The following is a 14596-nucleotide window of genomic DNA, read 5'->3' on the forward strand; positions in this document are numbered from 1 at the left end:
CGATGACGCAGCACGACCAGGTGCTCGGCGGGCGCTACCAGCTCGACGAAGTGATCGGCCGCGGCGGCATGGCCGAGGTGTGGCGGGCCCGTGACATCCGGCTGGGCCGTGACGTGGCGGTCAAGCGGCTGCGCGTCGACCTGGCCACCGATCCCACCTTCCAGGCCCGTTTCCGCCGTGAGGCGCAGTCCGCGGCCGGGCTGAACCATCCCAACATCGTGGCCACCTATGACACCGGGGAGGACCCCGACGACAAGACCGGGATCGCCGTCCCCTACATCGTGATGGAGCTGGTGGAGGGCCACACCCTGCGCGACGTGCTGCGCAGCGACCGTCGGATCCGCCCCGAGAAGGCGCTGGAGTGGACCCAGGGAGTGCTGGACGCGCTGCAGCACTCCCACCGCGCCGGCATCATCCACCGTGACATCAAGCCCGCGAACGTGATGCTCACCCCCAACGGGCACGTCACGGTGATGGACTTCGGCATCGCGCGCGCCGTGGCCGACACCTCGGCGACGATGACGCAGACGGCCGCCGTGATCGGCACCGCCCAGTACCTCTCCCCGGAGCAGGCGCGCGGCGAGACGGTGGACTCGCGAAGCGACATCTACTCGGCGGGCTGCCTGCTGTACGAGCTGCTCACCGGCCGTCCGCCCTTCGTCGGCGACTCCCCGGTGAGCGTGGCCTACCAGCATGTCCGCGAGGCCCCGGTGCCGCCCAGCCAGCTGGACCCCGAACTCACCTCGCAGATGGATGCCATCGCGCTGAAGTCGCTGGCCAAGGACCCGGCCCAGCGCTACCAGAGCGCCAAGGAGATGCGCGACGACATCGCGCGGTTGCTGGCGGGCCAGGAGGTCACCGCGGTCATCCCGACGCCGGTGGCCCCCGTCGCGGCACCCACCGCCGTGACCCAGGTGGTCTCCAGCCCGGCCACGGCCAGCTCGGCCGCCTCCGCCACCGAGACCCTGGTGCCCTCCTACGAGACGGCCGAGCAGGAGACCGACGAGCAGCCGAAGAAGTCGCGCGTCGGCTGGATCATCGCGGGGCTGCTGGGCCTGCTGCTGCTGGTCGGTGGCATCTTCGGCTACCAGCTGCTGGGCGGCGGCAAGCAGGACAACACCGCAATGGTGCCCACCGTGATCGGCCAGACCGAGCAGGGCGCGATCAGCCAGGTCGAGACGGCCGGCTTCACGGCCAAGGTGACCAAGGTGAACGGCCCGGCCGACACCGAGGGGCAGGTCACCGACCAGGATCCCGATGCCGGCGTGACGCTGGAGAAGGGCAAGACGGTCACCATCGAGCTGAACGAGGGCCCGGCCACCAACAAGATTCCCGCCGGCCTGGTGGGCATGAGCGAGGCGGAGGCCCGCAAGGCCCTCACCGAGGCCAACTTCCCGGCGGGCAACATCACCGTGAAGGACGCCTCCGTCGAGCAGGAGAGCGAGCACCTGGACTTCACGGCCGGCCAGATCGTCGCCTCCAACCCGGCCTCCGGTGCCGAGGTGGTGCCGGCGACGCAGAAGGTCACCCTCTTCCGTGCCACCGGCAAGTCGCCGGTGCCGTCGCTGGAGGGCATGACCCACGCCCGCGCGGAGAAGGAGGCCAAGCAGTCCGGCTTCGCGCTGAGCCCCTCTGCTGGGGACAGCGATGCCGTCGTGGTGGGCCAGAACCCGAAGGCGGGCAGCATGCTGACCCGCGGTGAGACCATCACGGTGCAGGTGGAGCAGGAGGACCCGGAGGTGCCCTCGGTGGTCGGCCGCGGCGAGGACGAGGCGAAGCAGCTGCTGGAGAAGGCCGGCTTCGGGGTCAAGGTCACCACCTCCGCGGTGACGGACCAGTCCCAGGACGGCACCGTGGTGGACCAGGACCCGAAGGGCGGCACCGCCACGAAGGGCAGCACGGTCACCATCTCGGTGGGCACCTACCGCGCAGCCCCGGCGCCCGCTGATCCCACCTCGAGCCAGCCGCAGAGCACGGCGCCCAGCACGGCAGCCAGCAGCCGGCCGCCCGCCAGTTCGGCACCGCCGGCCACCAGCACGGCCAGCTCCACCCCGTGAGGACGCCCGACGCCCCGCAGCAGCGCTGCGGGGCGTCGTCGTGTCCGGGGCCGTGCGGGCTCAGCCCAGGTTCATCAGGGGCCCCAGGCCGGCCGCGCGGCGCACGGCATCGGCGTCGCCGCACTCGGCCAGCCAGTTGGCCAGCATCCGGTGGCCGCCCTCGGTGAGCACGCTCTCCGGGTGGAACTGGACGCTCTCGGTGGGGTGCTCGCGGTGCCGCACGCCCATGATGACGCCGGTGGCCGTACGGGCGGTCACCTCCAGCTCCTGCGGGAGGGTCTCCGGGACGATCGCCAGCGAGTGGTAGCGGGTGCAGCTCACCGGGTTGGGCAGCCCGGCGAAGACGCCCTGGCCGCTGTGGAAGACCTCACTGACCTTGCCGTGCAGCAGCTCCGGGGCCCGGTCCACGACGCCGCCGTAGGCCACCCCCATCGACTGCAGGCCCAGGCAGACGCCGAAGATCGGCAGAGCGCCGCTGAGCCGTCGCACCACCTCGATGCACACCCCGGCCTCCTCGGGGGTGCCGGGCCCGGGCGAGAGCAGCACCCCGTCGAAGCCGTCCGCCCAGGAGGTGTCCACCTGGGCCACGGTGCCGAAGCGCTCGTCGTCATTGCGCCAGACCTCCACCTCGGCGCCGATCTGCGCCAGGTACTGCACGATGTTGTAGACGAACGAGTCGTAGTTGTCGATCACCAGGATGCGGGCCATGCCGTCCATTCTCGCGCACCTGGCCGGGCGCTCCGGACGCCGACCAGCGCGCGGCCCGCGGCCGGGCCCACCGTGGACGGCGCCCGGTGCGGCTGGCGTCGGGCAGCTGTTTCAGGAACCGGGTACCCGGGCGTGCGCCAGGTCCAGCGAGCCGGTGAAGCCCGGCATGGTGACCCGTCCCGGCGACTCCTGCTTCCACCCCAGCCGGTAGGCCTGCACGTACTCGCGGTAGACGGCCACCTCAGGGCTGTCGGCCAGTGCCGCCTCCAGGCGCCGCTGGTCACCGATGGCGGTGATCACGTAGGGCGGGGCGTAGGGCACGCCGTGCAGCACGACGGTGTTGCCGACGCACTTGATGCCGGTCTGCGAGGTGACCCGCTGTCCCTGGATGGTCATCGCCTCCGCACCAGCGGCCCAGAGCACGTTCACCACCATCTGGATGTCCTGCTGGTGCACCACGAGCAGGTCGCCGTCCACGCCGGCCGGCTGCACGCTGAGCGGGGCGTCGGTGAGCGTCACCCGCACGGCGGGCCCCTGTACGGGGCTGAGCCCGGCCCGGGCAGCGGCCCGGTCCAGGGCTCCCCGGTCGGCCTGCTCTCCCTCGGCGGCCGAGGCCTGGTCGACCTCACGACGCAGCCCGTCCACCTCGGCGGACAGCTGCTTGTTGCGGGCCGCCTGGCTACGCACCAGGTCGGCCAGGTCCTGCTCCCGGTCCGGACGCAGGTCGGTCCCGCTGGAGACATTGGCGCTCACCGCCAGCATGACGCCGGCGCTGACCACCACCAGGAAGGAGGCGAGGCGCCCGACGGTGGGGACCGGCTTGGCCCGCTGCAGCCGTCGTGCCCGGCCGAGGACGCCACCGACCCGCGCACGCAGGCTGCGGGGCTCATCCACGGGGGGCTCCTGGAGGTCTGGCGACGGGCGCACGGCCCGGCTGGCTGGGTTCTTGGTCGAGGCGTCAACTAGGCTACCTGCAGCAGGTCGGCCACCCGTCGACGCAGACCCACCAGGAGATTCCCCGTGCCCGAGTCGAAGGTTCGCAAGGACGCCGCCACCAAGCGCAAGGTGGAGGACCGCCGCGAGCTCGCCGAGAAGCGAGCCGACCGGGAGCGCCACACCCCGCGCGCACCGCGCAGCACCGCCTGGGTGCCGTGGGCCTTCTGCATCCTGGGCCTGCTGGGTGTCGCCTGGCTGGTGACCTTCTACGTCGCCGGCCAGCTGGTGCCGGGCATGCGCCAGCTGGGCAACTGGAACATCCTGGTGGGCATGGGCCTGATCGGTGCTGCCTTCGGCATCTCCACGCTGTGGAAGTAGCCCTCAACCCCTGACACGACGAAGGCCCGGCCCCCCATGTGGGGGCCGGGCCTTTCGCTGGTCCGGGCTCAGCCCTGCGGCTTGAGCAGCGGGAACAGGATGGTCTCGCGGATGCCGGCGCCGGTGAAGAGCATCACCAGGCGGTCGATGCCCAGGCCCAGGCCGCCCATCGGAGGGCAGCCGAACTCCAGCGCGTTGAGGAAGTCCTCGTCGAGCTGCATCGCCTCCGGGTCTCCGGCCGCGGCGGCCAGGGACTGCGCGGTGAGCACCTCGCGCTGCACCACGGGGTCCACCAGCTCGGTGAAACCGGTGCCTCGCTCCATGCCGCCGATGATCAGGTCCCAGGCCTCCACCAGGCCGGGCTCGCTGCGGTGCGGGCGAGCCAGCGGCTGGGCGATGGCCGGGTAGTCACAGACATAGGTGGGGTTGATCAGGGTGGGCTCCACCACCTCGCCGAAGAGCTCCATGGCGAGCTTGCCGGCCGACCACTTCGGGTCGTGGTCGATCTCGCGCTCCTCCAGCAGCTGCACCAGCCGCTCGGCAGGGGTGTTGACGTCGATGGTCTCGCCCAGCGCCTCGGACAGGCCGGGGTAGAAGGAGAGCCACTTCCACTCGCCGTCCAGGTCGATGGTGCCGGCCTCGGTCTCCACCTGGTGGATGCCGGTGGCCTCGGCGGCGGCCATGATGACGTCCTTGATCACCTGCGCGATGGTGAACTGGTCGCCCCAGCTCATGTAGGCCTCGAGCATGGTGAACTCGGCCGAGTGCGAGGAGTCGATGCCCTCGTTGCGGAAGATGCGCCCCATCTCGTAGACCCGGTCCGCGCCGCCCACCATGGCGCGCTTCAGGTAGAGCTCCAGCGCGATGCGCAGGGTCATGTCGATGTCGAAGGCGTTGAGGTGGGTGTTGAAGGGGCGGGCGGCGGCGCCGCCGTGCACCAGCTGCAGGGTGGGGGTCTCGACCTCCAGGAAGCCCTGGCCGTCCAGGGTGCGACGCACGGCCTGGGTGATGGCGGCGCGGGTGCGGACCATGTCGCGGGCCTCGGGGCGCACCACCAGGTCGGCATAGCGCTGGCGGACCCGCGCCTCCTCGCTGAGCTCCTTGTGCAGGGTGGGCAGCGGGCGCAGCGACTTGGAGGCCATCCGCCACTCGTGCGCCATCACCGACAGCTCGCCGCGTCGGGAGCGCTCCACGTGGCCGCGCACCCAGACGAAGTCGCCCAGGTCCACCTCGGCCTTCCACTGCGCCAGCGCCTCCTCGCCCACATTGGCCAGCGAGAGCATCACCTGCAGCCGCTCCCCGGAGTCGGCATGGGTGAATCCGTCCTGCAGGGTGGCGAAGGCCAGCTTGCCGGTGTTGCGGACGAAGACCACGCGGCCGCCGATGGTGACCTCGGTCTCGGTGTCGGCATCCTCCGGCTCGGGCAGCTGCGCATCCCAGGTGGCGCGCACCTGGGCCAGGCTGTGGCTGCGGCGCAGGTCGGCCGGGTAGGCCTGCTTGCCCGCCTCGAGGATGCGCTCACGCTTCTCGCGGCGCACCTGCATCTGCTCCGGCACGGAGGCAGTCTCGGGGACGGCGGCGCTGTTCTGGGTCTTCTGGCTCACGGTGACAGCCTATCGTTTCGCCGCTGGTTACTTCTTCGTGAACTCGACGCCCCAGCTCTGGTCCCGGGGCGCCGTCGAGGCCAAGACTGGAGGGACCACGCCGGCCGTGCCGGCCCCGTCGACAGGAGCACGCCATGAGCAATCCCTACGCCCCCGACCACGACCAGGATCCCGGCAGCCCCGACCTGCCCGACGCCGTGGGCCCCGACGCCACCGGCAGCGAGGACGTCGAGCAGGGCCGCGAGCAGGCCGAGGTGCGCTCCGCCGATGCGGTCACCGCGCCCGTCGGCGAGGACGACTTCGGCCTGCCCGCCTCCGAGGGTGCGGCCGAGGACGCCGCCCGGGCCCAGGGCCTCTGAGTCATCCCCGCACGGCCCACCCGCTCCCGCTCCACGGCGGCCAGCAGGAGGGTCGGCGGGCCGGTGTCACCGAAACCGGGGACATGGCACGGTCTCGGCAATCCCTGCCACGGTGCAGGATGGAGCCATGGCCAGAAGCGCGCGCACCCAGGTCCTGCCACGCGGAGAGATCGACGCCCAGCAGGTCGCCGTGGCGGCCGAGGTGCTGGCCGCCGCCTTCCGTGACGATCCCATCTTCACCGGCACCCTGCGCGATCCGGTGCGTCGCGTGGCCGCCCTGCCCCTGCTGTGGCGAGCCCTGGCCCAGCACTGCGCCGGCGAGGGGTGGATCGACCTTGCCGAGCGGGACGGCCAGCCGGCCGGGGCGGCCCTGTGGGTCGACGGGCTGCGCGCCGACATCGGCTGGACCCAGGTGGCGCGCCTTGGCCTGGTGCGGATGGGCCTGGCCGCCGGCCTGCGCGACGCGCTGCGGCTGATGAGCGTGCAGGAGCGGATCGGGCAGGTGCACCACCAGCTGATGTCCGCACCCCACCTCTACCTGCTCGGTCTGGGCGTGCTGCCCGGCCGGCAGGGTGAGGGCGTGGGCTCGGAGCTGCTGGACCGTGGCCTGGCCACCGCCGACCGGCTGCAGCTGCCCGCCTATCTGGAGACCAACCTGGAGCAGAACGCCCGGTTGTACCGGCGCAAGGGCTTCCAGGTGGTGCAGCAGGACACCATGCACGGCTTCCACACCTGGTTCATGGTCCGCCCCACCAGCTGACCGCCCGGCCCTGGCTGCGGCGGTGCGAGGATGGGCCCATGGCCATTCCCGCGCTGTCCGGACGCCTCTTCCAGGGCGTCATCTTCGACCTCGACCAGACACTGGTGGACTCCCGCGAGTCGCTGGCGATCACCTGGGGCACGTGGATGCGGGAGTACCAGATCACCCCGGACCCGAGCCGCAACTGGGGTGGCTGGACCAGCGAGGACATCATCCGGCTCTGCCTGCCCGAGGAGCGCGTGGCCGAGGGCCTGGCGCGAATGGAGGAGCTGGAGACCACCACCACGACCGGCATCGTGCCGCTGCCGGGCGCCCAGCACGCCCTGGCCGCGCTGCCCCGCGAGCGCGTGGCGGTGGGCACCAGCGGCAGCCACCACGTGGCCCGGGCCCGGCTGGCGGCCGCCGGCCTCGAGGTCCCGTCGGTGCTGGTGACCGCCAGCGACGTGGAGCACGGCAAGCCCGCGCCCGATGTCTTCCTGCAGGCCGCGCACGGCCTCGGCCTGGACCCGGCCGACTGCCTGGTGGTGGAGGACGCTCCCCTGGGCCTGGACGCCGCCCGGGCCGCCGGCATGGCGAGCCTGGCCCTGCTCACCTCCACCCCGCGAGAGCAGTTGCAGGCCGACGCCGTGGTCGCCGACCTCTCCGAGGTGCACTGGGAGGTCACCCGGGAGGGCATCCGGCTGTCCTGAACTGGCGGCGGCATGGGCGCTGTCAGCTGGACCACAGAAATCCGCTTGAATGAGTGAGCACTCACTCACTACGCTGACGGACGTGCCAGAAGCCAGTGCCAGACCCGCGCGGACCACCCGGGCGGCTCCTCTTCCCCCCGACGAGCGTCGCGCCGCCATCCTCGCCGTCGCCCGCCCCCTGCTGCTGGAACAGGGAGCCCGGTTCACCACCCGCCAGGTGGCCGAGGCCGCCGGGATCGCCGAGGGAACCCTGTTCCGCGTCTTCCCCACCAAGCGCGACCTGTTCGACGCGGTGGTGGAGCAGCTCATGGACCCCCGCGAGATCTGCGCCGACCTGGATGCCATCAGCCTGGAGCTCCCGCTGGAGGAGCGGATCGCTGCCGCCCTGGCGCGGATCCAGCGAGGCGTCGACGAGGTCTCGGCCGTCTTCGCCGTGATGATGCAGCAGGACGAGGGCCCGCGGATGAAGGAGAGCCACCACGACGAGGCGGCCCGCGCCCGTCACCAGGAGCAGTCGGAGCGACTGCACGCCTCGGTGCTGCGGCTGCTCGTCCCCGACGCGGAAGAACTGGCCGCCAGCCCGGACGAGGCCGCCTCCCTGCTGCGCGCGATGGCCTTCTCCACCGCGCACCCGCACATCAGCGACCACCACGTCACCGACCCCCATCGCCTGGCCCAGCTGCTGGTCCACGGCCTGGTCTCCTGAGGAATACCGATGCTCGTCAGACTCATCAATCGCTACATCAAGCCCTACTGGGGCCTGGTGGGAATCGTGCTGCTGCTGCAGCTGATCGCCGTCATCGCCTCGCTCTACCTGCCCAACCTGAACGCCCGGATCATCGACCAGGGCGTGGCCCGCGGCGACACCCACTACATCTGGGTGCACGGCGGCTGGATGCTGGCCGTCAGCCTGGTGCAGATCGCCGCCCAGATCTGTGCGGTCTGGTTCGGTGCCCGCGCCGCCATGCAGGTGGGCCGCGACATCCGCGCCGCGATCTTCTCCCGGGTGCTCTCCTTCAGCGCCCGCGAGGTGAACCAGTTCGGCGCCCCCAGCCTGATCACCCGCACCACCAACGACGTCCAGCAGGTGCAGCAGCTCGTGCTGATGACCCTGGTGATGATGGTCTCGGCCCCCATCACGATGGCCGGCGGCGTCTTCATGGCGGTGCGCGAGGACGCCGGGATGAGCTGGCTGATCCTGGCCGCCGTCGCCCTGCTGGGTGCCGGCGTGGTGCTGCTGATCAGCCGGGTGACCCCGCTCTTCCAGGCCATGCAGGACCGGATCGACGCGCTGAACCGGGTGCTGCGCGAGCAGATCACCGGCATCCGCGTGGTGCGCGCCTTCGTCCGCGAGCCCCACGAGGCGGCCCGCTTCGAGCGCACCAATGCCGAGCTCACCGACGTCGCCACCAGCGTGGGCCGCCACATGGCCGCCATGTTCCCCTTCGTCATGTTCGTGATGAACCTGGGCTCGGTGGGGGTGATGTGGTTCGGTGGCCACCGGATCATGGACGGCCACATCCAGGTGGGCCAGCTCACCGCCTTCCTCACCTACCTGATGCAGATCCTGATGAGCGTGATGATGGCCACGATGATGATGATCATGGTGCCCCGCGCCGCGGTCTGCGCGAAGCGCATCATGGAGGTGCTCGACACCTCCTCCTCCGTGGTCCCGCCCACCCGGGGCGTCACCGAGCTGGGCAGCAGCGACGGCGGCGGCATCGGCCGGCTGGACTTCCGCGACGTGGAGTTCACCTACCCCGGCGCCGAGGAGCCGGTGCTCTCGGACATCTCCTTCGCCATGGAGCCCGGCCGCACCACGGCCATCATCGGCTCCACCGGTTCGGGCAAGTCCACCCTGGTGAACCTGATCCCGCGGCTCTTCGACGCCACCGGCGGCACCGTGCTGGTGGATGGCACCGACGTGCGCGAGCTGGACCCCGACACCCTGTGGGCCGAGATCGGCCTGGTGCCGCAGAAGCCCTACCTGTTCACCGGCACCGTGGCCAGCAACCTGCGCTACGGCAAGCCCGATGCCACCGACGAGGAGCTGTGGGCGGCGCTGCGCACCGCCCAGGCCGAGGACTTCGTGCGCGAGATGGACGGCCAGCTCGAGGCCCCCATCGCCCAGGGCGGCACCAATGTCTCCGGCGGCCAGCGCCAGCGGCTCTCGATCGCCCGCGCCCTGGTGAAGAAGCCCGGCATCTACGTCTTCGACGACTCCTTCAGCGCCCTCGACGTGGCCACCGACGCCCGGCTGCGCGCCGCCCTGGCCCGCCAGACCGCGGAGGCCGCCACCCTGATCGTCGCCCAGCGGGTGTCCACCATCCGCACTGCCGACCAGATCCTGGTGCTGGAGCACGGCCGGATCGTCGGCCGCGGCACCCACGACGAGCTGCTGCAGACCTGCCCCACCTATGTCGAGATCGTCGATTCCCAGCTGAGCGCCGAGGAGGCAGCATGACCAGCACCAGTCCTCGTCACGCCATGGACGACGAGTCCCCCGCCGCGCCGGCGGCCAGCCCTCGCCACGCCCTGGTGGAGGAGCCCCCGAGCACCCCTCCGGCCGCGCGCGAGGCCTCCGGGACCGCCACCTCCGAGGCCGTCGACCTGAATGCCGACATGGCCGCCGCGGCGGCGGTCGACGCCGCCGATGCTCCGGAACGCCCCAAGGATGCCCCCACCGGGGGCGGCCACGGCCCGATGGGCATGGGTCGCGCCGCCGAGAAGGCGGTCAACTTCGTCCCCAGCCTGAAGCGGCTGCTGGGCCACCTGCGTCCCGAGCGCGCCCTGATCAGCCTGGTGGTGCTGATGGCGGCCGTCGGCGTGAGCTTCAGCGTGGTGGGTCCCAAGATCATCGGCCGGGCCACCGACGTGATCTTCGGCGGCGTGATGGGCAAGGCCCTGGAGTCTCAGGGCATCCCGGCCGGCACCCCCGCCGGGACCGTCGCGGAGATGCTGCGCCGGGCCGGCCAGGGCGAGATGGCCGACATGGTGCAGAAGATGGGCGTCATCGTGGGCCAGGGCATCGACTACGAGCGGCTGGGCAGGATCCTGCTGCTGGCCGTCGGGCTCTACGTCGCCTCCGCGCTGCTCGGCTTCGCCCAGGGCTACCTGCTCAACGGCGTGGTGCAGCGCTCCATCTACCGGATGCGCCAGGAGGTCAGCGCGAAGCTGGACCGGCTGCCGCTGTCCTACTTCGACAAGCAGCCCCGCGGTGAGCTGCTGAGCCGTGTCACCAATGACATCGACAACATCTCCCAGACCCTGCAGCAGACCCTCTCGCAGCTGCTGAACTCGCTGCTCACGCTGGTGGGCGTGATGGTGATGATGTTCTGGGTGAGCTGGCAGTTGGCGCTGGTCAGCCTGCTGATCATCCCGGTCTCGGGCGTGCTGGCCGGCATCATCGGCAAGCGCTCGCAGAAGCAGTTCGCGCAGATGTGGAAGTCCACCGGCGAGCTGAACGGCCACATCGAGGAGGCCTACTCGGGCCACTCGCTGGTCAAGGTCTTCGGCCGCCAGCGCGAGGTGGCCGAGGTCTTCGCCCAGCACAACGAGGGCCTGTACCGCAGCTCCTTCGGCGCCCAGTTCATCAGCGGCATCATCATGCCGGTCATGTTCTTCGTCGGGAACCTGAACTACGTCGCCATCGCCGTGATCGGCGGGCTCAAGGTGGCCAACGGATCGATGAGCCTGGGCGACGTGCAGGCCTTCATCCAGTACTCGCGGATGTTCACCCAGCCGGTCACCCAGGTGGCCAGCATGAGCAACCTGCTGCAGTCCGGCGTCGCCTCCGCGGAGCGCGTCTTCCAGGTGCTGGATGCCCCGGAGCAGTCCGCCGAGGCCACCGGCCAGCTGCGCAGCCCGGTGAAGGGGCGCGTCGTCTTCGACCACGTCGACTTCCGCTACCTGCCGGACCGTCCGCTGATCGACGACCTGAACCTGTTGGCCGAGCCCGGCCAGACGGTGGCGATCGTGGGCCCGACCGGCGCCGGCAAGACCACCCTGGTGAACCTGCTGATGCGCTTCTACGAGTTGCAGGGCGGCCGGATCACGCTCGACGGGGTGGACATCAGCACGGTGCCGCGACGCGAGCTGCGCGACCAGATGGGCATGGTGCTGCAGGACACCTGGCTGTTCGGCGGCACCATCCGTGAGAACATCGCCTACGGCCGCACCGACGCCCCCGAGGAGGAGATCGTGGCCGCCGCCACCGCCGCCTACGTGGACCGCTTCGTGCACGCCCTGCCCGACGGCTATGACACGGTGATCGACGAGGAGGGCTCGAATGTCTCCGCGGGCGAGAAGCAGCTGATCACGATCGCGCGGGCCTTCCTGTCCGAGCCGGGTCTGCTGATCCTCGACGAGGCCACCAGCTCGGTGGACACCCGCACCGAGGTGCTGGTGCAGAAGGCGATGGCCAACCTGCGCACCGACCGCACCAGCTTCGTGATCGCGCACCGGCTGTCCACCATCCGCGATGCCGACCTGATCCTGGTGATGGAGCACGGCGACATCGTCGAGCAGGGCACCCACCACGAGCTGCTGGAGGCCAAGGGTCACTACTACGAGCTCTACCAGAGCCAGTTCGCCGCCCCGGTCGAGGCCGCCTGAGCCGGCCGCCCGGGCACGGGGCCCGCACCACCGGATCGACTCCGGGGCGCGGGCCCTGTTCGTCTCCGGGCAGTCGCGTAGGGCGTCCGTCAGTCCCGACGCGGCACCGACAGCCAGGCCAGCGTCGCGACAGCCGCCAGCGCCAGCAGCGCCCAGGCGAGCACCCCGGTGGCGGGCAGCCGGTGGGCCAGCAGACCGCCGGCCAGCAGCAGGCCCACGATCCCCAGCACCCAGCCGGCCTCGCGCACTGCGTCGCCCAGCAACAGCCGCAACCCGGCCGCGCCCAGCTCGCCGTGCAAGGGCCCGACCTGGAGCCAGCAGCTGAGCCGGTGCGCCAGCCAGACCAGCGCCACCAGCGCCGCCACCACGGGCCAGGCCAGCGGGCGGCCCACCGCCCACAGGGCGAGCAGTACCACGGCCGCACCCAGCCAGACCGGTCCGTGGCCCAGGGCGCAGCCGACCACGGCGGCCACCACCAGCACGGCGAGCAGCCGGGAGACCTGGCTGTCGCCCGCCAGCGCCACCAGCAGCCCCAGCGCGAGCCCCACCAGCAGCAGGCACAGCCGCACCAGCAGTTGGAAGCGCCCGGCCCGGGCCAGCCGTCGCCAGGAGCGGGGCAGGGCGCGCGGCGTCGGGCTCATCGCCGGGCCATCCGTGGGGCGTGACGGCTGTCCTCCATGGCCTGCAGCACCGCGGCCAGGCTCGCCGGTCCCCGCCAGGCGGCCACTGGGATGCCGGCGGCGCGCAGCCGCTCCAGTACGGCCTCGCGCTGCAACCGTCGCAGCATCCACGCCTCCTGCACGCCGTGGCCCCCGGCGGGCTGGGCGTGCTGGCCGACCTGCCCCAGGGCGGCGGGGAGGGTGTCGACCACCACCAGCTCAACGCCGAGGCGCCGCAGCCGCCCGACCTCGGCGAGCACCTCGTCGGCCAGCAGCGGGCTGCACAGGAAGACCAGCGTGCCGGGCCGTGGTGCCCGGGTGGGGCGCAGGGTGGCCTGGCGCACCGCGTCCGTGCGGTCGGTGCGGTTGGCCGCGGCCAGCAATTCGTGCAGCAGGACCAGTTGCCGGGGGCCGCTGCCCAGCGGCAGGTCGGGCAGCCGATGGCCCAGGTCGTGCACGCCGAGCCGGTCGCCGAAGCCCAGGTAGTGGCGGGCCAGCGCCAGCACGGCGCGCGCCCCCACGTCGAGCGAGCTGTCCGGCTCCAGGCCCAGCTCCTGGGCGGGTCGCAGGCTGTCGAGCACCAGCAGCACGTCGGTGTCGCGCTCGGTCAGGGCGTCCACCACGTGCAGCTCGTCGGTGCGCGAACTGATCCGCCAGGTGATGCGACGCAGCCGGTCACCGGGGCGGTACTCGCGCACCTCGGCCAGCTCGGTGCCCTCGCCGCGTCGGGTCGAGAGGTGGTCGCCCTGGATCCCGAGCGGCCGGCCGACGCCGGCGCCGCCGGTCATCTGCTGGCTGGCGGGCCGGACCCGCAGCGTTAGGGGCTCGACGGTGGCACAGGCCAGCCAGGCGCCCGAGGGGTCGGTGGCGGTGGCCACGCCCGCCCCCACCCGGTGCCGTCCCCAGCGCAGCGGCTGCACCTCGACGACGGCCCGCCCGGCATCGGTGACGGCGGCGGTGGCGGGGCAGCGGTGCTGCAGGCTCGCCGGCTCCAGCGCCAGCGTGACCAGCTCCCGCTCGCCGCCCTCCACCTCCACCCGCACCGAACTCCCCTCGTCGATCACTTGGTTGACCTCGGCGAGGCGCCAGCTGGGCGCCAACCGCCGGCCGGCCGCGCGCAGGGAGAAGGCGAGGTAGGGGCTGGCCAGCAGGGCCAGTACCGGCCGGTGCAGCAGGGACGGCCGCGATGGACAGCCCGGCCGCCAGCATCACCGCCACTGTCAGGGCAGGGCCGGCCACCACGCGGCGGTCAGTCTCCAGCCCGGGGTACAGGCTCATCGTCGGGCATCCGGCACGGCGACGGAGTGCAGCACCTGGTCCACCACCTGCTCGGCCCGGACCTCGCCGAGCCACAGCTCGGGCCGCAGCGTGATCCGGTGGGCCAGGGCGGCGGGGGCCAAGGCCTTGAGGTCCTCGGGCACCACGTGGTCACGCCCCTGCAGCAGGGCCAGCGCCCGACCGCAGGTGACCAGGGCCAGCGAGCCGCGGGGCGAGGCACCCACCAGCACCGCCTCGTGGCTGCGGGTGGCGCGCACCAGCTCGACGGCATAGCGCTGCACCTGGTCGGAGACGTGCACGGTCTCGACGGTGGCCTGCAGTCGCAGCAGCTGCCCGGCGTCCAGCACCGGTTCCAGCGCGGTGGACTCCTGGCGTCGCTCCAGACGGCGGCGCACCATCTCCACCTCGTCGACGGCCTCGGGCAGGCCGAAGCCGAGCCGCAGCAGGAAACGGTCGAGCTGGGCCTCCGGCAGCCGGTAGGTGAGCGCGCCGACAGCCAGCAGCACGCGACGGGTCCGCGGGTCCATCCGCCCAACCTAGCGTCGGCCCCGAGG

At 72.0% G+C, this 14596-nt stretch carries 14 protein-coding genes; 8 read left to right on the forward strand and 6 right to left on the reverse strand.

From position 1 onward, the window contains the following. Positions 1-2 precede the first annotated feature (2 nt). Positions 3-2057, forward strand: a complete 2055-nt coding sequence (gene pknB, locus ABD073_RS08870; protein ID WP_343873768.1) for a Stk1 family PASTA domain-containing Ser/Thr kinase — start codon at positions 3-5, stop codon at positions 2055-2057. A 60-nt stretch (positions 2058-2117) separates the two neighbouring features. Here the strand turns inward: pknB and ABD073_RS08875 are convergent, their stop codons facing one another. Both ABD073_RS08875 and ABD073_RS08880 read right to left on the reverse strand, forming a co-directional pair. Further along, positions 2118-2765 (reverse strand): aminodeoxychorismate/anthranilate synthase component II, encoded by a 648-nt coding sequence (locus ABD073_RS08875; RefSeq protein ID WP_343873770.1) that lies wholly within the window; start codon positions 2763-2765, stop codon positions 2118-2120. A gap of 111 nt (positions 2766-2876) precedes the next feature. Beyond that, positions 2877-3659 (reverse strand): DUF881 domain-containing protein, encoded by a 783-nt coding sequence (locus ABD073_RS08880; protein ID WP_343873772.1) that lies wholly within the window; start codon positions 3657-3659, stop codon positions 2877-2879. Between the two features lie 126 nt (positions 3660-3785). On the opposite strand from ABD073_RS08880, the gene ABD073_RS08885 reads away from it, so the two are divergent. Further along, positions 3786-4079, forward strand: a complete 294-nt coding sequence (locus ABD073_RS08885) for a cell division protein CrgA (protein WP_343873773.1) — start codon at positions 3786-3788, stop codon at positions 4077-4079. Positions 4080-4147: 68 nt separating this feature from the next. Here the strand turns inward: ABD073_RS08885 and lysS are convergent, their stop codons facing one another. Continuing rightward, on the reverse strand, positions 4148-5623 hold the full coding sequence (gene lysS / locus ABD073_RS08890; protein ID WP_343873845.1) for a lysine--tRNA ligase: 1476 nt from the start codon (positions 5621-5623) through the stop codon (positions 4148-4150). 194 nt (positions 5624-5817) lie between these two features. On the opposite strand from lysS, the gene ABD073_RS08895 reads away from it, so the two are divergent. The 6 genes from ABD073_RS08895 to ABD073_RS08920 all read left to right on the forward strand — a co-directional run bounded on the left by ABD073_RS08895 (position 5818) and on the right by ABD073_RS08920 (position 12105). Then, positions 5818-6042 carry a hypothetical protein gene (locus tag ABD073_RS08895; protein WP_343873775.1) on the forward strand — a complete coding sequence of 75 codons (225 nt, stop codon included), beginning with the start codon at positions 5818-5820 and terminating at the stop codon, positions 6040-6042. Between the two features lie 127 nt (positions 6043-6169). Continuing rightward, positions 6170-6802 carry a GNAT family N-acetyltransferase gene (locus ABD073_RS08900; protein WP_343873777.1) on the forward strand — a complete coding sequence of 211 codons (633 nt, stop codon included), beginning with the start codon at positions 6170-6172 and terminating at the stop codon, positions 6800-6802. A gap of 38 nt (positions 6803-6840) precedes the next feature. Continuing rightward, on the forward strand, positions 6841-7491 hold the full coding sequence (locus tag ABD073_RS08905) for an HAD-IA family hydrolase (RefSeq protein WP_343873779.1): 651 nt from the start codon (positions 6841-6843) through the stop codon (positions 7489-7491). A gap of 82 nt (positions 7492-7573) precedes the next feature. Then, complete coding sequence (locus ABD073_RS08910) at positions 7574-8197, forward strand: TetR/AcrR family transcriptional regulator (RefSeq protein WP_343873781.1); 624 nt, start codon at positions 7574-7576, stop codon at positions 8195-8197. 9 nt (positions 8198-8206) lie between these two features. Further along, positions 8207-9955, forward strand: a complete 1749-nt coding sequence (locus ABD073_RS08915) for an ABC transporter ATP-binding protein (RefSeq protein WP_343873783.1) — start codon at positions 8207-8209, stop codon at positions 9953-9955. 158 nt (positions 9956-10113) lie between these two features. Beyond that, on the forward strand, positions 10114-12105 hold the full coding sequence (locus tag ABD073_RS08920; protein ID WP_386751698.1) for an ABC transporter ATP-binding protein: 1992 nt from the start codon (positions 10114-10116) through the stop codon (positions 12103-12105). Between the two features lie 89 nt (positions 12106-12194). On the opposite strand, the gene ABD073_RS08925 is transcribed toward ABD073_RS08920, so the two are convergent. The 3 genes from ABD073_RS08925 to ABD073_RS08935 form a co-directional block, all read right to left on the reverse strand. Further along, on the reverse strand, positions 12195-12746 hold the full coding sequence (locus ABD073_RS08925) for a hypothetical protein (protein ID WP_343873788.1): 552 nt from the start codon (positions 12744-12746) through the stop codon (positions 12195-12197). Beyond that, a complete protein-coding gene (locus tag ABD073_RS08930; RefSeq protein ID WP_343873789.1) occupies positions 12743-13828 on the reverse strand; it encodes a DUF58 domain-containing protein in 1086 nt (361 codons plus the stop codon). Before ABD073_RS08930 ends, ABD073_RS08925 begins: the two co-directional genes overlap by 4 nt. A 210-nt stretch (positions 13829-14038) precedes the next feature. Then, complete coding sequence (locus tag ABD073_RS08935; protein ID WP_343873791.1) at positions 14039-14569, reverse strand: AAA family ATPase; 531 nt, start codon at positions 14567-14569, stop codon at positions 14039-14041. Positions 14570-14596 lie beyond the last annotated feature (27 nt).

Origin of the sequence: Luteococcus peritonei (assembly GCF_039526385.1) — a bacterium.
Classification (GTDB): Bacteria; Actinomycetota; Actinomycetes; order Propionibacteriales; family Propionibacteriaceae; genus Luteococcus; species Luteococcus peritonei.